The organism is Tropicimonas sp. IMCC34043 (genome assembly GCF_003390845.1).
GTDB lineage: Bacteria > Pseudomonadota > Alphaproteobacteria > Rhodobacterales > Rhodobacteraceae > Tropicimonas.
Genome location: NZ_QMEK01000001.1, coordinates 1,260,501 through 1,280,185, shown reverse-complemented (window position 1 = coordinate 1,280,185; position 19,685 = coordinate 1,260,501). Strand labels below are relative to the sequence as shown.

Genomic DNA, 19,685 nt, shown 5'->3' with positions numbered 1-19,685 from the left:
GTCGTGCCGGGGCTTCTGCGGCCTCATGATCACGCCTCCGACAGCAGCGGGAACGCGTGAACGTAGGGGATCGAGAACCGCCCGACCTGCGTGTGAACGGCCAAGCCGTCACGGGTTTTCGCGAGCATCACGTCGCCGATGAACACGTCCGTCTTGAAGGGATCGCCGAGGACTTCCTTCATCCCGTGGATGAGTTGTGCCTTCGACACGGGGATGACGAGTTGCGACGAGGACGAGTCCGTTTTCTCGATCAGCGCGACCGCGTCGCCTTTGTCTTCGATGATGATCTGCATGTTTCCTCACAAGGGTTGTGGGCGGCGGCCAGAAGGAGCTAGGCGCGCGAAACCGCCGCCCACAGGGGCCAGTCGCTGCGCATTTCGATCATCGGCAAACTTCGATTGAATCTCGACCAGAGTTCAGGCCAGATCGTCCTAAAATGCTGCAATCGCGAAGAAACATTGCTTCGCCGAATTTGGGCGGACAAAGGGAGGGGTGATGTCAAACGATGAATTCTTGGCTCAATTCGATAGGGAGCGTAAACGCTTAGAGCGAGCGATCCTTATGATGAATGCAGCGCAGCAAGTCGCGTATGCGTATGGGCGGTTGAAATCCCTCGAAGTCGAACTGACGATGGAATTCATGCTCGAGGTCGAGACTTTGACTTCCGCGCTTGTCACCGCGTATGGCCGACTTTTCACGGAGACAACGGGTGTAACCAAACTGACCCGCGCGCAAGTTCCCGAACGCCTTCAACCCACTCACGATGAACTGATGGACCTTCGGCACAAGCGTCATGCACATCATGGCGACCACGAAACCGTGGGCACCGCTATCGACTATGATGTTCAGCCGGATCGGGTGGACGTAAAGTTCACCATCAACATGACACTCTGCCTAGGTGCACCGCGCCATTGGGAGGATTTGGTGGATTGGGTCAATGCCCATGTCTCAGATACGGTCCATGCTCAGCTTGCGCACCTCACCAAGGTCTCAGGCAGGACGTGGGCTTGGCCGGGACCACCTGACGATGTTTGATGCGGTTGTGCGAAAAATTCTGAAAAATTCTGTCCGAGGGTGGTGCGGGGGTCCGCTTCTCAGTGGGAGGGGGTCCCCTTCGGGCCTTCTGTTGCATCGGGTGAGTATTGTGGTGCTATGATCCACCCACCACGACATGTTGTGCCTGCCTTCTGACGTATGGTCAGACAACATACGTTCTGGCCCGCTAACCTATTGATATTGCTTGGTGCGGTAATGCGGTTTGTAGGTGGCTTGTAGGTGAGCGATCATCGGGCAGGCAGCGAGCACGAAAGAAGGTGGAGTCGCTGCCCCGTATTCGGTTCGGGCGATCCTGAGAGAATCCGTCAGGCGCAACGCAAAACGGCAAACCACCATGGGTTTTAAAATCCCTTGCGCGTAATAGTTGGATGGATGGATGAAACAAAGCTGTGACCTGCGATCCATCCATCCATTGATTTCGCGTATATAGATTTGAAATCCACCCCGATTTGCGTTTTTGCGTTGCGCCCAACGCCCGAGCGCATCGCACCGCGTCATAGCCAGCCCGAACGTGCCCCAACCGATCCATGAATTAGTTGGATCGACCGCAGGTCACGAACTGTTACAACGCTGCCCGCGAAAAGGCGTCGGACCGCGAAAACCGCGATCCAACTATTTCGATCCAACCAATTTGGATCAGAAGCCTGCGGCGTCAGCGATGCCGTTCTGATGGTCACGCATCAGGGCAAGAATGTCGTCTGCCGTTGCCTCGACCTTCGCGACCTTCTCAAAGATGAACTCGCGATGCCGACCACGCGACACGCGCCAGCCGTGGGCCTTCTCAAGCAGCGTCGATGCCTGCACGATGCGCGGCGAGATCGCCCGCGCGTTCCCCGGAACGTCTTTCATCGAGATCAGGTTCGACAGATCGGCGAGCGTGCTTTTCATCTCAAGGAACAACTCAGCCGCCGTCGCCGTGACCTTGGTGCCGATGAAGTTGTCACCTGCGGCAAGGTAATCGACGAGGAAGATGTAGACGCTATCCGCCGTCGCTGCTTCCTCGGCCATTTCAAGGCGCATCTTGGCATAGGCGAGGCCGAACCAGCCGTCAGGCTTGCCGAGCGCGCGCGCGACACACTCGCCTGCCCGAGAGAACACGCCGAAACGCGAACTCGTCTGCTTGACCGAATGAACGTCGCGCAGCACGCGCGAGACGAGGCTGTAAAGCGCGCCGCGCCACCGCGCCATGTTCGCCGCCCGATAGGCGCGAAACTCGTCCTCGTCCATGTAGGCTTTGGGGCGTGTCAGGGTGACGCGAACGATCCGCTCGATGAGGTCTTGCTTGTAGAACGTTGGATCGAGGCCCGCGATCAGCAAAGGCCGCATCGCATCGACCGCGAACACGTCACCGTCAGAATACAGCTTTCGCTTGCTCAACCCGCCGCCCGTCGAGAGGCGGCACAAGGCGTCAGACAGGCGCGCTAGGGCTTCAACGTTGTCGAAGGACATGACAGCCGATTGATAGGCAGTCACGACGAGGTCATCTTCCGAGCCAGGTTCGCCTGCCTGCGCACCGACGCGCGGATCGAGGATTTCGATCAGGGTTGCTAGGGTCGATGACTTGGCCGAGCCAGCCGAACCGTCGAGAATGGCGATAGGGCATTGTTGGCCGGGGTTGATGATCGCCGTGACCATCCACGCAAGCAGGAACACCATCGAGTCATCGTCCACGTTCAAGAAGTTGATCAGGTCTGACAACTCGCCTTGTTCGGGCAGCGACATGGGCAAGCCGACGCCTTTGCGGAACTGCACAGGGGCATCGTTGTTGACGCGCCAACCCTCGTCGTCGATCTCGATGATCGTGCGGGCAGGATCGGCGAGAAAGACATATCGCTTGCCGCCGACACGCGCGAACCGCAAATCGACATGCTCAGGCGCGGTCTCTGCTGCCTGTGCAAGTGCGATCATCTGCGCGCCTTTCACGTCCTGCTCTTGCGGCAGCTTGCCGTATTCGCGAAGCATTCCGTAGGCGCAGCGGTTCTTGAAGTCGTTGGTGTCGATGCGAACCCACTCGCGCGGCTTCAACTCGGCATAGGCAACGTCGGATTGGTCGCGCAGAATCCGCGTGTCGGCGAGGAAGTCGAGCGCGAGCAGTTTTCGCTGCTCTGCCGCCTTGAACGGCCAATCGCCGCTGTAGCCGTGTTCCTTCGCGATGCGCCAGAACGACAGGGGTGAGTATTGGTTCGCGCCTGACAGGCCGTCCCATTCGGTTTCATCGCCTGCGCGATATTTCGGCGAGGTCTTCGACCATTCGACCCATCGCCCGCGCGCCCATGCGTTTTCCTTGCCAAACGCCGCTTGCAGGCAGATGCCCGCAGCGCCCCATTCGTCGCGGTTGTCGGGATCATATTTCTGAATGAAGGCATCGAAGGCCGCGTCGTTGTCCACGCCTGCGGCGTCGTCTGCTTTCTTGCGGCCAGCTTTCTTTGTCGGCACGAACTGCAATTCGAGGTCGTCAAGCGCGCACTCGACAAGGCTGACCGTCGTGCCGTCCTTTTCGAGGCGCATGGGCACACTCGCGCGTGAGCAAGGCAGAGCGACGTTCTGCTCGCCGAAGCCCTTGGGCAGAACTTCGACGCCATGCTCAACACCGATCTTCTGCCCTTTGGCGTTCATGACGGCGCGGTTGAGATTGCCCGACGACACGGCGACAAAGGTCGCGCCGTCGCTTTCCACGCCTGCGAGCAGGCGTTTCGCGTCCTCCTTGATCGTATCGACGCGGCGCGAATTCTCGAAGGCAAGCCAGATGTGATAGCCATGCCCTCCGCCGGAGCGGAACACGAGGAACGGGATTTCGCGCGCGGCAAGGTGCATCGCGACTTCGAGCGTCGGCTGATAGGCGATGCCTTTCTTGTCGTGATCGTCGAAGTCGAGCACGAGGAAGTGTGACTTCTGCTGCGCCTCGTCCACGTTCAGATACATGCCGAGCGGCTGTGTGCCGTTGAGGTGTGCCGCGATCATGTCCACCGTGATAGGCCCATCGACCTTGCGATAGGCAAACTTGCCCTTCGCACGGTCAACATAGCCTTCGGTGTGCGCCCCCGTGTTACCGAGGGCTGCCAACTGTTTGATGATTTCCATGATCAGCCCCGCGTTTCGACGAGGCCTCTCGCGAGCCATTCATCGAGATGGGACTTACGATAGCGAACGCGGCCAGCGGCCTTGTAGTAGCGGGGACCGCGACCATCCGTGCGCCACCATTCGAGGGTGGATTTGGAGTAGCCGATGTAGTGAGCGGCTTGCGCCGTATCGAAGGCAGGGTCGATCAGTTCAGTCGTGGATGCACGCATAGTAGACATCTCCCGTTCAAGGGTTGGATGTCTCGCTGCGCGTCCCGAGGCAGAGCTTGGCTTCTCAGCTTTCCATAAGCTTGGATGGGATCACTATTGGCTGACCCACAACCACCCAACTCTGTTGATCCCCGTGGTCAACCCTCTCGGGTCAATCCGCAGCCTTGAGCCGTGCACGTTCCATCACGGCCAAGACGGGTTTCTAACGAGTCGAAAGATAGCGCGCCTTCGACCGTCCTGCAAGTCTTATCAAGTAGAAAATCTCACTAAATCAGGTAGTTGCGTTTAAACGCGCAGTCAGATCAGGTCCATGCGTTTAAACGCCTCGACGACCTGACCCATTGGCTTGCGGAGTTTCTGGTGGTCAACCACGATATAATGTGCCCCTGTCACAGATGCGGGCGTGTGGTTCAGCAGCCGACCGACTGTTTCCTCAAGCAGTTCTGCCTCCGTCGTCGCGATGGTCGCGAAGGTGCGCCGATGCGTGTGTGCCGACCATGCGATGCGCTCAGGCGATTTCAGGTGCACGGCGTGACGCGTGCCGGGGAAAACATACTCGCTGTGAAACTGCCGCATCGGCTTCAACACCTCGTGGTGCAGGTCGAACAGGGGCAGGTCGAAAGCGCGTCCGTTCTTCGTCATGGGCAGGTGCAGGTGGTCATCGTGAACCTGATCCCACCGCAGAGAACGCGCCTCGTCGAAGCGAAGGCCCGTGAACAGCAAGAAGCGATAGTAGGCCGTGTGAACAGGGTTTTCGAGGGCTGACACGGCATCGCGCCACGCGCCGAGATCGTCGATGATCTCTTGCGACGGCAGTTCAGGGAACCACTCAATCGCCATCGTCGGGCATTCGGGCAGATCGTGGACACGCCGCGCGTGGTTGTAGATTGAACGGAATGACTTGAGGACATGGTTCGCCGCCCGTTGACCGTTCGGTGCGATGCGCGCGTGTGCCTTCACACACATGTCCTTCGTGATCTCGTCGAGCGGCTTCTTGAGCCAGTCTTTCAAGTGGTTGTGAACCTGCCGCTGAACGGAGTCCTTGTTGTGCTCAGACCGCAGTTTCGGGCGCGCGAGGTAAGCCGTCGTTGCGTCCTCAAGCGTGGGTATCCGCTTGGCCCGCAGCTTCTTCGCTGCGACGCCCGTCGCATGTTCGGCGGCAAGCTGGATCGCTTCGCCGCGCGCGATGCCCGCCGACACCTCGGGGAAGTTGCCGATCTTCACGCGCGTCGTTCTGCCGTGAACGTCCTTCTGAAAGTAGAAGGTCTTCGTCGTCTTGCCTGTGAACAGCGCGAACCCCTTGATCTCTGAGTCCCAGAGCTTCGCGTTTGCAGGCGCACCTTTGCAGGAGGTTTCGGTCAGCTTGACCGTTGTGCGTTTGGACATCTCTCATCACCACTTTGTAGGCGCTTTGTAGGTCGCCGATTGGGACGCGGTATAACACGTCGTGGTGACGTTGCGGCGATTAGTGCAATGAAATCAACCGTCTTGCAACGTTCTCAAAGGTGTCGGGGGTAAACGCGTATGTTTGGGAAGCTGCCGTTCTACCATTGAACTACACCCGCGCCCGACCGTAGATATGGCGACCATTCGGGCCGGTCAAGTACCCTTCAGGGACAGACGCGGCACGATGAGAGGCCTCGGTGCGCGCTCTTCCGGGATCTTCACGGCTCTTCCGGTTACTGCAGATATCTCTGACGAACGACAGCCGGCCAACGCGACCCTCAGCGATCAGTGCGCAGTCAAATGGCGGTTGACGGCAACACCACGCAATCGTGGCTCCGGCCCGCGGCGTCTGCGGCTTCGGAGCGGCACCGGTCGCAAGAAATTCGGCTTTCAGCACCCTTCTCAGCGCTTGGGGGAATCCCAGCCAGCCTGCTCGAGACCGGACACGATTGCTGCCGAAATCTCATCGCTCACGTGATGGACGGCGTAGGCGGCGGCTGGATCCTCTCCGAGCAGGGGCCATTTCCGGGCCATCAGCTCCAGCGCCTTGTCTGCTTCCAACTGGTGGCCAAGGGCGCCGTGAGCGATGGCCAACAGCGACTGGCTGATGCTGGATCCGTCGGCCGACGCGCGCTCGGCAGCCTCCAGCATCTGAGGGTATTCCTGCCGCATCAGGTGATCGATCGCGATCATGTGGAAATACCACGGGGCAGGATTGATTGACCGCTCCACGGCGTCGCGCATATACGGAATGCCCTCTGCGAAGTTGCCTCGAACGGCAAGACGCCAGCCCAATTGCGCCATCGTATCGGGATCGTAGGGGTTAGCGTCCAGCGCGCGCCGCGCAAGCTCCTGGGCCTGCGCGTAATTGCCCGTGTAGTGCGAGATGAATGAAAGGGCCTTCAGGGCCTGAACGTTCTGGGGGTCGAGGGCGAGCGCCCGTACACCCGCGTCGCTTGCAAGCTTGAAGGCGCTCTCACGGCTGACGCCCTCATCGTATCCATACCGTCCCGCATCCATGCGCAGGTAGGTCAGCATTGCCCAGGCTTCGGCATATTCGGGATCCGCCTTGACGGCGGCTTCGAGGCAATCCCTGGTCGGGCGGTAAAGCTCGGTCTTGCTCGTTCGTCTGTAGTCGTAGGCCTTCAGCACGCAGGCAAAGCCGGAGAGGTCGGGGTCGGGCAGGTCTGAGAGATCGCGCGCCAATGTGGTGCGGATCACACCATAGGGCTGGCCGAGGGCGCTTGCGATCTCGGAAGCAATTTCGTCCTGCAGGGCCAGAAAGTTCCTTCCGGTTAGCTCGCGGAGGAAGGATCCGCTCCAGAGCACGCGCTGGTTGCCATCGGTCATTCGGGCCAGGACCTGAACCCGGCCCGCCTCGGTCCGAACGCTGCCCTCGACCGTGAAAGTGGCGTCTTCCGAGGGCGAAAGGCTCGTGTCTTCTCCGTCCCTCAGGCGGAAGCTGTCTCCAACGGAATAGAGGCGGAGATCCGGAAAGTGCATGAGACTGGCGATCAGGGTCTCAGTTACCCCGTCGGCGAGATACTGATCCGAAGCATCCGCACTCCGAGCTTCGAACGGGCGCACCAGCACGGACGGCGGCGAGACCGCCGACGCCGCGACGGGGTCCACGCGACCCTCTTCCCGTCCCTGCAGGAGGAGGGACGCGCCGAGGCCAAGCAAGACGACGGCCAGCAGCCCCGCTGCCATGCGGCCCACCCAGGCGCCTGCGCCGCTTCGACGGGCAGACTGTGCGCCGCCGACCGGCGCCGGTGGATCGGGCGGGCTGACCGCCGATACCGCTGGCCGGACGTCGAACTGCGGGCGATATCCGCCTTTCGGGATGCTGATCCGCACGGGATCGTCCGTGCCCGATCCCATGTAGTAGGTGTCCAGATCTCGGCGCAGACGACGGGCCTCGATGCGCACAATCGGGTCAGAGGTCTGGTCGAAATCCGCGTCGCGGCCAAAGACTGCCAACCCGATCGCCGTGCCCTTCAGCAGATCGTCGTGGCCAGCAAGCGTCTGCTCCACCACGTAGCGCAGCATCTCTCGCCGCGCGGGACTGGACACGAAACCGCGGTTGGCCAGGATTCGCTCCAACTGCTCGCGGATCTCGTCCTTGCCGGGTTCCACCTTCGCCGTTGACGAGGGATGGGTTTGATCGGATCTCAACTCCCCCTCCGAATGGCATGGCTTGGGCCGCGCGACGATCACGTCCACCGGCAGGTTCGTGACTGCCCGATCCTAACATAGTCCGGCCTCGGGCGCCACTCCGGAAGGCATTGCGCACCATTAACGATATCATGAATTATATATTAGTTTCAGTATGATAGTGGAATTTTTCGCTGGGAAACAGAGGCGATGTAACATGTTCGCACGTTGGCGACCGGACTTTGACCGTAGACGATTAAGACCATGAGTCTGGCTGCGGCGGTAGTCCACCATGTCAACCTTTACGGCCCTCTATCAACATTTCCCCGATCAGGAATTCGCAATCCGCCGGAGACTGAAGACGGATGAATGCCTGCGGACCATCTGCTGCGATTTCTGCGACGCCCTAGGTGCCCTGCGCTACTGGGAGGCTGCCGGCCCGGAAGGCACGGCCAAGGCCGCGCAGTACAGGATGCTGGTCGGCGAACTCGCTGGGGAACTCGCGGCGCACCTGCGACGCCCAGACACCGATACGGCAGGACCAGCAACGTCTGGGAAAGCCGAGTTCTGCGCGCTTCAGAACCCGCACGACGACAAAGGATCTCGTCGATGAACACGTTTTTCTCGCCCATCGCAGCGGCCAGCCATTCGGTCTCGGCCAACGCTGAGAAATCTCCTCGCCTGTCCCTAGCACGACGGGCGCGGTCACCGTCGGCCAAGGCCCGAGCCCGGGACCGATGGAGCGCGACGGATCGAAACCCGCGATCGGCGAGGGCTGCGGCTGTCGTCACGACACGTAAAGCGGGAACCAAACTACCAACGTAAGCACGGAGTACGTCCGATGAATTCGTTCAAATGTCTGTTTGCAGCGCTGGCCACCGCAATTACCGTCCCGGCGGCCGCCCAGCAGTCCGCGCCTGAGCCGAAAACGCTGTTCACCAACGTCAACGTCTTCGACGGCATGAGCGAAGCGCTGACGGAGAACGTCAACGTGCTGGTCGAGGGCAACCTGATCAAGTTGGTCTCCGCCGAGGCCATTGCCGCGGACGGCGCCACCGTCATTGATGGCGGCGGCCGAACGCTGATGCCAGGGCTGTCGGACTGCCACTGGCACGTCGTTCAGGCAAACACCACAAACAATGTGTTACTGGCCTCCGGCCTCGACTACTTCACTCTCGTCGCGGCCGCCGGGGCGAGAGATACGCTCATGCGAGGCTTCACGACAGTCCGCGACATGGGCGGTCCCGTCTTCGGCCTTAAGAGAGCAATCGACGAGGGGCTGTATGAGGGACCTCGAATCTACCCATCCGGGGCACTTATCACACAAACATCCGGCCACGCCGATTTCCGCAACCCGATCGAAGTTCCAAGGGGGCTTGGGCGCGACCTCACTCCCCAAGAGCAGTTTGGTCTGATGGCGGTTACGGACGGCGTCCCCGCCGTGATGCAGCGGGTTCGCGAAAACCTGATGAAGGGGGCATCGCAGATCAAGTTGACCGCCGGCGGCGGCGTTGCGTCTCCATCGGATCCGCTCGACGTCAGCCAGTTCGTCGGTGACGAACTCAAAGCCGCAGTCGAGGTGGCAGAGACATGGAACACATATGTCGCCGTACACGCCTACACACCGAAGGCAATACAGGCGGCCCTGCGCGCCGGCGTCAAGAGCATCGAGCACGGACAGTTGCTGGACGAAGAGACCGCGAAGATGATCGCTGAAAACAGCGCCGTCCTGTGCTTGCAGCCCTTCCTCGACGATCAGGATGCGATCCAGTTCCCGCCGGGCTCGTTCCAGGAACAGAAATATCAGCAGATGATCTCTGGCACCGACAATGCCTATGAACTCGCCAAGAAGTACGGCATCAAGGCCGGGTTCGGCACCGATAGTCAGAACGACCCCGAATTGACGCGCCGACAAGGCGCCCAACTCGCCAAGCTGACGCGCTGGTATGAGCCGGCCGAGGTCCTCCGGATCGGCACCAGCCTGAACCAGGAAATCTTCAAGATGTCTGGCCCCCGCGATCCTTATCCCGGCAAGAACGGTGTCGTCGAAGAAGGCGCACTCGCCGATCTACTGCTCGTGGATGGCAACCCGCTCGAGAACATCCAGTTGATCGCCGACCCCTGGAAGAACTTCCTGGTGATCATGAAGGACGGGAAGATCTACAAGAACACCGTCAAATGATTATCGGACGAAGATACGATAATACGGAGGAGAAAACGATGAAACGGGTATTCACCGCAATCGCCGTGTCAGCCTTCCTGACCATCCTGGGGACAGGCGCCACCTTCGCCCAGGATCCCAGAAACGCAGACGCACTTAAAAAAGCGGGCGCGTACGACAATGTTGACCCAGGGTATGCCAAGCCAATGGACCAGCCTGGCGCTCCCGGAGCTGCCGGTAGCCTGCTGAAAGTCAATCATGCCAGCGAAGAACAGATCAGGGCCTATGATACCTTCTTCAAGGACAATGATGAGCGTCACCTCAATAACTTGAAAGAGTTGGTAGCTATCCAGTCCTTGGCCATGGCGCCTGAACACGCTCCTGACGTGCTGAAAGCCGCAGAATGGGTCAAGAAACGACTGGACGACATGGGCATGCAGAATGCCACCATTCACAATACGGATGGGTACTATACCTTGACGGCCGAATGGATGAACGCTCCGGGCCAGCCGACCGCATTGTTTTATGGCCACTTCGATGTCCAGCCTGTGGACGCGAGCCAGTGGAATACCGATCCCTGGACGGCAGAGATCCATGACGGCAAGATGTATGGCCGCGGCGCAACCGATGACAAGGGACCGGTTGTTGCACTGCTTAGTTCACTCGAAGCGATGTTGAAACTCGACGGAAAATTGCCGGTCAACGTCATGCTGACGTTGGACGGCTCCGAGGAATACGGCAGCGCGACCTGGCCGAAATGGCTGGCTGAGCCCGAGATGAAAGAATGGATCTCGAAGGCCGATTATGGCTTCAACGTCGATGCTGCTATTCAAAGCGATAGCCAAGGGTTGATCTGGAGGAGCTTTCGCGGATTTACCGATGTTGAGGTCACGCTGACTTCTGCCAGCGGCCCCCTGCATTCAGGCGGGTTCGGCGGTGCGGTCCCGAATTCGGCCATTGCCGCAGCAAAAGTCATCGCATCTATGTACAACGATGACGGCACCGTGGCGATTGAGGGCTGGTACGACGATCAAATGAAGATGCCGGAAGAGATACGTCTGGAAATTTCTGACATTTCGGCCACCATGGATTTTGACGCGTTTCTCACAAACCACAAGGTACCCCAGTTTATCGGTGAAGCGGACTATTCGCCAATTGAAAGGACGTGGATTCGGGGATCATTGGACGTCACCGGACTAAAGAGCGGTTACACTGAAGGTGCTGCGTCCATTATTCCTGAGACCGCCTGGTTCCGGGTCATGGCCAGACTGGGCCCCGGAATGGATGCCGTGAAGACCCGTGAACAAATTATGGCACATATCAGGAAAAATGTTCCATGGGGCCTGAGAGTCGAAATGACGAACGTGCAGAATTGCAACCCTGTATGGATCGATACAAACGAGCGAGGCTTGCAGATCAGCAAGGCTGTCCAGACCGAGGTGTTCGGCAAGCCGCCGCAGATTCTCTATGTGGGGGGCGGAGTCGGTCCGGCCTCTTTCATTGCAGACGCCGGTGGCCCGAAGCTCATCTCTTTCGGCTTTCAGCAGGCGGATGAGAACTTTCATGGTAACAATGAATACATGCGTCTCACCAGTTGGGAGAGAGCCCTGCGCGCCTATCCGGCGCTGCTATATGCCGTGGTAGGCCAACCTCTGAGGGATAGGGCAGTCAATTGAGATAACTCGTCCCATGACGCTGCAGCCGCCCAGTTTTACATCATCTAGGAGAGAAGAAAATGTGCTCACGCATTCAGTGGAAGGCAGACGGACAGCCCGTCATCGTCGGACGGAACATGGACTGGACGGCGAGAATGGGAACCAAGCTCATGGCGATGCCGAGGGGTATCGAGCGTGACGGGCTGACAGACGTGAACCCGCTCCAGTGGACCTCGAAATACGGCAGCGTGGTATCCGCGGTCTGGGACTGCGCAACGGCCGACGGGCTTAACGACGCAGGGCTGAACGTCAATCTCCTGTATCTGGCAGAGTCGAAGTACGGTGAGAGGGATCCGTCCCGCCCCGGCCTTTCGGTCGCTCTTTGGGTCCAGTATTTCCTCGACACCTGCGCGACGGTAGCCGAGGCGGTGGAGGCCGCGAAGTCATTTCAGATCCAGCCGATCGAACTGATCCACAAGGGGGAAAAGGCGGACGCCCCGGTTCACCTGTCGTTTTCGGATCCAAGCGGCGACTCCGCAATCGTCGAGGTTCTCGATGGTGAAACGCAGATTCACCACGGCCCCCAGTACAACGTGATGACAAATTCGCCGCCATTCGACGAGCAACTGGTGCTGTTGAAGCAGTACGAGGGCCTGGGCGGGAAAAAACCCATTCCCGGCACGATGGAGGCCGAAGACCGCTTCGCACGCGGTGCCTTCTACCTGACGAAACTGCCCGATGACCCCGGGTCGTATCAGGCGGCGGTGGCCGGCGTGCTGAGCGTGATCCGGAACATGGCCACACCCTTCGGCGCAAACGATCCCGTCCGCCCCAACATCTCGGCGACCATCTGGCGCTCGATCAGCGATTGCACCAACAAGCGCTACTACTTCGAGTTCTGCGACATGCCCAACGTCGTATGGGTCGATCTGGCCAACCTGAATCTCGACGCAGGCGCCCCGACCCTGATCTTCGACCTGGCTGCGGATCTCGAAGCCTCGGGCGAGGTCTCAGGGAAGTTCAAGCCCACGGACCCGCTGGTGTTCCAGAAGGCCGGCACCGTCGTCACCTGGAGGCCGGCGGCCTGATCCGGGGCGCCGGACAGCAGTCCTTGCCGAAACGCAGCGCGGGATCGCCTTGTTCGCGGAACTCACGATGCATTCGGCAGGGACATGTCCGACGCAGAACTCGGCAATGAGACGCATGGAGCATGCCATCCTCGATGAGATGATGAACGTCGTTATGTGGGGCCGGAGTGTCAACATGTGCTCCCGCCTGGCCTGCTGGGGTGAACATAGCCGCGAGGGGGCGCTCTACACCGGTCGCAACCACGACTTCAGCATGAGTTGGCGGGACAACCTCGAAGCGGCCGGCGTGTGGGTGGTGATGAACCCCACCGGCGCGATTCTTTCGCACAGTATTGCCGCCCGCGCCGGCCAGATCACCTTTTCGGTCGACGCCATGAACAGCGCCGGGCTCTACATCGAATGCAACAACGCCTGGAACGTCATCTCCTACGTGTATTCGAAGGAACGTTCCATGGGCAACTGGATGGTGCAGCTCATCGAGGACTACACCAGCGTCGACGAACTCGACTACGTCATGCCGAACATCAGTTCCTCAGCCGGGCTCAACGTCATGGGAGCCGATCCCACGCAAGCGCGCTACTACGAGGTGTCGCACTTCAGGACGGTCAAGACCGAGCCGGAATTTGGCACGATGACCAGCCGTTCGAACCTCGCGCTCAACGACGAGTGGCAGTTGCCGGATTCGTACCCCACACGCACGGCCGAATACTCGAAGCCGCGCCGCGAGAATTTCGTAGCCCATTTCCAGAAGGATCCGAAGACCAACGACGACGCGAAGCACCGGGCCTACCTCAGCAAGGAGTTATTCCAGAACCGGGAGCTGCACGACGGCTCGGCGTTTTTCCTCAACAATACCTTGGGACTTGATAGTTGGACGGCCTACCAGGTGGCGACCAAGCCGGCCGAGCGCAAGGTGTGGTGGCGGATTCCCACCCGCGGCCCCTGGCAGGAGATCGATCTGCGAAAATACTTCACCAATGCATGACACCGGAAATGACCAAAAAAAAGGACTTGAACATGAAACGTACTGGAGCCGCACTTTTGGTGTCGACAATCCTTGCGGGGACAATCGCGGCCAGCACCCAAGGACATGCAAACGACGCCTCCTCTGAACAACTCGATCACCCGGTCGTATCGACCGACACACCGTTGCAGACCATCCGCGACATCTTCAGCTATTTCCACACTCCAGCGAACGTGGTGCAGATTCAGGTCCCCAGCGACAAGACGCACTATGCCTGGCAGAACATGTCCGGGTTCCAGTACACCATGCAGATCGAGCGGGATGGGCCGATCAGCGAACTGCCCGCCAGGATCGACCCGGCAATCGGCGAGATTTCATTCACCCGCCCGGGTATGTCGCCGGAAACCGTGAACCAGCATCTCGATACCGCCACGATGGATGGGCTGTTGGTGCTGCATAAGGGCGATGTCGTGTTCGAGCGCTACACCTCGATGCGCCCCTTTGACAAACACCAGTGGTTCTCGAGCGGCAAGGTGATTGCCGGCACCATGGTCGAATTGCTCGCCAGCGAGGGCAAGATCGACGTCAAGAAGCCGGTGTCGGACTATGTCAAGGAACTCAAGGGCTCGGATTGGGACAAGGTTACGGTTGAGGAAACTCTCGACATGGCGACCGGTCTCGATTCCACCGAGCACGAGGAACCCAATGACGATGCCCGCACCAATCCCGAGCGCGGGTGGTACAAATGGGCCGTCAGCATCGGCCTCTTCGAGGACAAGGACAACCTTAACCAGTCGCCCTTCGACGTGCTTCGCGGCATGAAGAAGGTCAAGCCTGGCCATACCGCCTTCGAGTACAATTCGATCAACACCTTCGTGCTCGAACTGATCGTCAACGAAGTCACGGGCAAGACGATCAATGAGGTGTTCGGCGACAGGGTCTGGCGCAAGATGGGCGCACAGAACGATGCCTTTGTAGGCGTGACCAAATACGGGCTGGGCAATTCATGGGGCTTCACGAACAGCACCCTGCGCGACATGGGCCGGTTCGCCATGCTGTTCTCGCCCAGCTGGAACAAGGTCAGCAAGGAACAGATCATTCCGGATTCACTGATCGATACGATCCAGAACGGCGGCAAGCCGGAAATCTATCTCAATGGCTTCGTCGGCAGGGAAATGCAGGCGTCCTTCCCCGACATCAAGGGGCTCGCCAATCGTTATCAGTGGGACATCGTCTTCCCCGATGGCGATTTCTACAAGGGCGGTGTCGGCGGTCAGGGCATCTATATCTCGCCTTCGACCGACACGGTGGTCGTGTGGTTCAGCACCGGCAAGCAGCAGGAAGAGATCATGGCGCGCGCGATCGTCCAGACGCTTGCAAAGAAATGAACGCATCGAACTCAGCGCCTGCCAAGGCGTGCCGACGCAAGAGTGAAAGCAACGAACGGGGTGGGACCTCAAACAGCCCATCGCTGTCGATTTCTGACAGCGGCTGTTGAAACTGTTCCGGAACATGGCCGCGATGTCGGGATGGTCTTTGATCCGCCAACTTGCGGCCTCTGGTTCCCTGACGGTCAGTGGACAGATGATGCGCCGTGCCTTCAGATAGCCCCCGATCACCGAAGCAAAGCAAGCTCCTCTGCCGATACAGGAAGCCCCCGATCATGCAGGAAATCAGTCCGGCCCTGAATGCGTTCGTGGTGTGGATCGCCATGGGCGGCACAGTGGCCTTTGCCGTGACCGCCGTTCTGGCTGTCGCGCCCAAAGGCATCGACCTGTTCGGCGCCTGCATCATGGGAATCATTACCGCCGTGGGTGGCGGGACGATCCGAGACGTGATCCTCGACGTTCCCGTCTTCTGGGCCAGCGACCTGAGCTATATTTGGGTTGCGCTCGGCGCCAGCGTGATCGCCTATTACGCCCAGCAAATGATGGCGAGCAAGCATGTCTACGGCCTCATGCTCTATCTCGACGGCATTGCGGTCGCGATGTTTGCAATCCAGGCGGCGTCCAAGGTGGTCGCGCAGGAGTTCGGCGTACCGCTCGCCCCGATCCTTCTCGGTATCGTCACCGCCATCGGTGGCGGGCTCATTCGGGATGTGCTGTCGGGCAACGAAACCCTGCTGATGAAGAAGGAGCTTTACGCCGTGCCCGTTACGCTCGGCACCGTGATCTATGTCGTGGCACTGCCATACTTCCCGGAAAGCGAGGTCGCCCTCGGCACCGTTTGCGCCCTGATCATTTTTGCAATTCGAGCTGCCGCAATTCGATGGAACCTCAGCGTGCCGGATTGGGCAATAATCAAACTTGGTGGAAATTGACCGAACACCCGACAAGGTTGTCCTGAGGAGCGATCCGAACCGACAGGGATCGAGAAACCCTTCAAACCTGAGTTGCCTGTGCGTTGCGAGATCCTTCGTGAATGATGGTAGCACCTGACCTGCGGCCCGTTTCTTCCTCCCTCTTGAGGTAGAGTCCGCCCCAACCAGGAGACGGACGATGAAGCGACCAAGGGTCACGGAAGAGCAGATCATCGGGATGCCGAAGGAGCATGAGGCGGGCATGCGACGGCCGATGTCTGCCGCAAGCACGGGGTCAGCACGGCGACGTTCGACAAATACAAGGCTCGGTTCGGCGGGCTTGAGGTCTCGGATGCCAGACGTCTCAAGGCGATCGAGGAAACCTCGAACTTCAGGCGCTCCAGTTTCCAGGGGCAGAGCAACGGCCGCCGCCCGACGTGAATCTCTTTTGTCGACGCGGCTGTGGGGAATGCAGGCTGCACTCCAATCTGTATCATTGTCGGGCGCTAACGGAACAATTAGAGTACGGGACGGCAGTCCTGTTATGGATGAATTTCTGCATTGCCCGAGAATGACGACCGCGCGCGGCGAGAATGACGACCGCGCGCTGCATGGTTTTGCCGGAAGCGTCCGGGTTTAATGCGGTCTAAATCGGTTCAAATCGGAGCGTAATACGTAGAGGCTGAAAAACGGCGATCTTTTAACCTGGCATAAGGAGGGGCGGCACATGACGGAATCCGGTGGGGGCAATCGACCCAAGGGGCCAAATTCACGGCCTGCGAAGGTGATTCGGTCCTTGCCGAACGTTGAGAGAACGCGATTCTGGGGTGGAAAAAAACGCTATGACCAGTTCGACCAGAGCATCGTCGGCGTGGTCATAGTCCGCAGTGACAGCACCATCGTCCATATCAACACCTATTTCGCCAACCTGATCGGCGGTTCGCCGGAGGACCTGCTAGGGAAGCGTCTTTTCGATTTCGTTTCGGATCGCAACAAGGTGGCCGATGCCAGAATCCTGCAGACCCTGGTATCCGGCGAGCGCCGTTCCGTTCAGTTCGAGAGCGCGATCGTTGACCAAAACGGCAAGACCGTCGACCTTCTCGTCAATGCCTTCGTCGGAAATTTTCAAGGAGACCCTGCCGTCGTCGGTGTGATGATCGACATCAGCGACCGTAAGCAGGTGGAAAACGACCTGCGCGCCAGCGAGGCCAAATACGCGATTGCGCTCGAAATCATGGGGGCCGGCGGCTGGGAATATGACGTTGCGACGGACCGCTTCACCTTGAACGACATGTTCTACGACGTATACCGCACGACCGCTGCGGCGGTCGGCGGCTATACATTGAGTTCCGCCGACTTCGACCGAAGGTTCATTCATCCTGAAGACGTGGACTATGTGGACTCTGAAGTGAAGGCAGCTTTCGAGGCAACCGTTCCCGACGGCGCCCGCACGTTCGAGCACCGCATGTCCTACGGTGACGGAACGCCGGGCTTTGTTGCGGTACGTCTCGTCATCGTCAAGGACGCGGAAGGGCGGGCGATAAAGACGTATGGCGTCAATCAGGACATAACCAGGCAGAAGTCGGTGGAGCAGGCCCTCCTGGCCTCGAAAGCGAACCTCAGGACCACGCTGGCAAACATGTCGCATGGCCTCATGACGATTGATTCAGAGGCCAAGCTGGTGCTGTTCAATCCTCGCTACATCGAGATTTACGGCCTGCCCCCCGAGCAGGTTGTGCTGGGCATGACAGCGCAGGATCTCATGGCGATCTCGGTTTCACACTCTGGCCTGGACGATCTGGACGGCGAGGGCACGCTCACCAAGATCAGGACTGCCCGCATTCAGCAAACCGAAGGATCCCACATCCAGAATCTGAGCGACGGCCGGAGCATTGCCATTTCCTATCGGCCGATTGCCGGCGGCGGACTCGTGCTAACGTTCGAGGACATTACCGAGCGGCTCGCCGCCGAGGCAAAGATCCGGCACATGGCCAATTTCGATGCCCTGACCAACCTGCCGAACCGCGCGAGCTTTTACGAACAGATAGACGTCACCATGAAGCACCGGCGGCGCGCAGAATCCGTCGCCGTGCTGAGCCTGGATCTGGATAAGTTCAAGGCTGTCAACGATATATTCGGGCATCCCGTCGGCGACCGGCTTTTGCAGGAAGCGGCCGCGCGGATTCGAAGCTGTCTGCGCAAGGGGGACATTGCCGCAAGGCTGGGCGGCGACGAGTTCGCCATCCTCCAGATCCCGGCTGGGGACGCATCGGATATCACCGCACTTGCAAATCGGGTGATAGAGACTGTCGGGGCGCCTTATGATTTCGACGGCCGTCAGGTAATCATAGGGGTCAGCGTCGGTGTTGCCGTCGCGCCCGTTGACGGCACGGCGCCCGATATCCTGATGAAGCACGCCGATCTGTCGCTCTATCGCGCAAAGGCCGACGGGGGCAGTGTCTGCCGCTTCTTCGAGGCGGAAATGGATGCGCGCATGCAGGCCCGGCTCGGGATCGAGCTCGACCTGCGCAGGGCGCTCCATGCCGGCGGCGAATTCGAATTGCTCTACCAGCCGGTGGTCAATGTCAAAACCGGCAAGGTCGTCAGTTGCGAGGCATTGCTGCGCTGGCGCAGCCCCGAGCGGGGAATGGTAATGCCGGACGTCTTCATTCCGGTGGCAGAGGCCACAGGGCTGATCGTGCCTTTGGGCGATTGGGTATTGCGGCAAGCCTGTGCCGACGCCGCGCGGTGGCCAAAGCATTTCTCGGTCGCAGTCAATCTTTCGCCGGTTCAATTCAAAAACAGGAACCTCGTGCAATCTGTCGAGGACGCGCTTGCGGAATCGGGGCTTTCGGCCAGCAGGCTTGAACTCGAAATAACCGAACTTGTGCTGATCGACGAACGCGACGGCGCCTTTGCCACGCTGCATCGGTTCCGCGATCTGGGGATCCGAATCTCGATGGACGATTTCGGCACGGGCTATTCTTCGCTGGGCTACCTGCAGAGTTTCCCGTTCAGCACAATCAAGATCGATCAATCCTTCATACATGATCTGCCGCGCAAGGAAGACAGCCTCGCCATTGTGCGGGCGGTCGTCGGGCTGAGCGGCAGCCTGGGCATCGCGACCATCGCCGAGGGCGTCGAAACCGAGGAGCAACGCGCCATCATCGCCAGCGAAGGCTGCAACCTGTACCAGGGGCTCTTGTTCAGCAAACCCCGCCCGAACAGCGAGGTCGAAAAGATCTTCAAGGCGCAGGACGCTGCTGGCGTGGCGGCCTTCGGTCGGGGCGGCAATGTGGTGGGGATTTGAGAGCGTCGAATTTTCTGGCTGAGGGAAACCCACCGGGACCGACGACAACAACCGCAACCGGCTCGAAGGTCGGCCCGAGCGCGTCGACCGCGAATATGACCCGTCCCGGGGCTCCGGGGACTTCAGCGTTCGAGCCTTTTGCGGCATACCCGGCGGCCCGATCCGAGCGGACGAGGCAGACCCCACGTGCAAGTATGGGCGCCCCACTGCGGGAACTCCGGTCAGGTCCCATGCCTGACCCTTCCTGCCCGGATCTGAACGC

General features: G+C 59.7%; 14 protein-coding genes and 1 pseudogene. 10 read left to right on the top strand and 5 right to left on the bottom strand.

Features of this window, described 5'->3' with window-relative positions; translation table 11 throughout:
- Positions 1–29: 29 nt before the first annotated feature.
- On the bottom strand, positions 30–293 hold the full coding sequence (locus DQG17_RS05985; protein WP_116131812.1) for a hypothetical protein: 264 nt from the start codon (positions 291–293) through the stop codon (positions 30–32).
- A 202-nt stretch (positions 294–495) separates the two neighbouring features.
- On the opposite strand from DQG17_RS05985, the gene DQG17_RS05980 reads away from it, so the two are divergent.
- Positions 496–1,035: a hypothetical protein gene (locus tag DQG17_RS05980; protein WP_116131811.1), complete on the top strand. Its 540-nt coding sequence runs from the start codon at positions 496–498 to the stop codon at positions 1,033–1,035.
- 657 nt (positions 1,036–1,692) lie between these two features.
- Here DQG17_RS05980 and DQG17_RS05975 read toward each other — a convergent pair.
- The 4 genes from DQG17_RS05975 to DQG17_RS05960 form a co-directional block, all read right to left on the bottom strand.
- Complete coding sequence (locus DQG17_RS05975; protein ID WP_157973537.1) at positions 1,693–4,137, bottom strand: PriCT-2 domain-containing protein; 2,445 nt, start codon at positions 4,135–4,137, stop codon at positions 1,693–1,695.
- 2 nt (positions 4,138–4,139) lie between these two features.
- Positions 4,140–4,346 (bottom strand): AlpA family transcriptional regulator, encoded by a 207-nt coding sequence (locus DQG17_RS05970; protein ID WP_116131809.1) that lies wholly within the window; start codon positions 4,344–4,346, stop codon positions 4,140–4,142.
- A gap of 297 nt (positions 4,347–4,643) precedes the next feature.
- On the bottom strand, positions 4,644–5,732 hold the full coding sequence (locus tag DQG17_RS05965; RefSeq protein WP_116131808.1) for an integrase family protein: 1,089 nt from the start codon (positions 5,730–5,732) through the stop codon (positions 4,644–4,646).
- A gap of 462 nt (positions 5,733–6,194) precedes the next feature.
- Positions 6,195–8,015 carry a hypothetical protein gene (locus DQG17_RS05960; RefSeq protein ID WP_116131807.1) on the bottom strand — a complete coding sequence of 607 codons (1,821 nt, stop codon included), beginning with the start codon at positions 8,013–8,015 and terminating at the stop codon, positions 6,195–6,197.
- Positions 8,016–8,238: 223 nt separating this feature from the next.
- Here DQG17_RS05960 and DQG17_RS21625 point away from each other — a divergent pair, with 223 nt between their 5' ends.
- The 9 genes and pseudogenes from DQG17_RS21625 (at position 8,239) to DQG17_RS05920 (ending at position 19,423) form a co-directional block, all read left to right on the top strand.
- The gene (locus tag DQG17_RS21625; protein ID WP_157973536.1) at positions 8,239–8,559 is read left to right on the top strand and encodes a hypothetical protein; all 321 of its coding nucleotides are present in this window, start codon (positions 8,239–8,241) and stop codon (positions 8,557–8,559) included.
- A 228-nt stretch (positions 8,560–8,787) separates the two neighbouring features.
- Positions 8,788–10,128, top strand: coding sequence for an amidohydrolase family protein (locus tag DQG17_RS05955; RefSeq protein WP_116131806.1), 1,341 nt, complete (start codon positions 8,788–8,790; stop codon positions 10,126–10,128).
- A 38-nt stretch (positions 10,129–10,166) separates the two neighbouring features.
- A complete protein-coding gene (locus DQG17_RS05950) occupies positions 10,167–11,783 on the top strand; it encodes a M20/M25/M40 family metallo-hydrolase (RefSeq protein ID WP_157973535.1) in 1,617 nt (538 codons plus the stop codon).
- A gap of 59 nt (positions 11,784–11,842) precedes the next feature.
- Positions 11,843–12,850 carry a linear amide C-N hydrolase gene (locus tag DQG17_RS05945; protein WP_116131804.1) on the top strand — a complete coding sequence of 336 codons (1,008 nt, stop codon included), beginning with the start codon at positions 11,843–11,845 and terminating at the stop codon, positions 12,848–12,850.
- 115 nt (positions 12,851–12,965) lie between these two features.
- Complete coding sequence (locus DQG17_RS05940; protein WP_116131803.1) at positions 12,966–13,835, top strand: hypothetical protein; 870 nt, start codon at positions 12,966–12,968, stop codon at positions 13,833–13,835.
- A gap of 32 nt (positions 13,836–13,867) precedes the next feature.
- Positions 13,868–15,202 carry a serine hydrolase gene (locus DQG17_RS05935; protein WP_157973534.1) on the top strand — a complete coding sequence of 445 codons (1,335 nt, stop codon included), beginning with the start codon at positions 13,868–13,870 and terminating at the stop codon, positions 15,200–15,202.
- 275 nt (positions 15,203–15,477) lie between these two features.
- On the top strand, positions 15,478–16,134 hold the full coding sequence (locus DQG17_RS05930) for a trimeric intracellular cation channel family protein (RefSeq protein WP_116131801.1): 657 nt from the start codon (positions 15,478–15,480) through the stop codon (positions 16,132–16,134).
- Positions 16,135–16,312: 178 nt separating this feature from the next.
- Positions 16,313–16,494 (top strand): annotated as a pseudogene (locus DQG17_RS05925) (transposase); the annotation flags it as partial.
- A 346-nt stretch (positions 16,495–16,840) separates the two neighbouring features.
- Positions 16,841–19,423: an EAL domain-containing protein gene (locus DQG17_RS05920; protein WP_116131800.1), complete on the top strand. Its 2,583-nt coding sequence runs from the start codon at positions 16,841–16,843 to the stop codon at positions 19,421–19,423.
- Positions 19,424–19,685 lie beyond the last annotated feature (262 nt).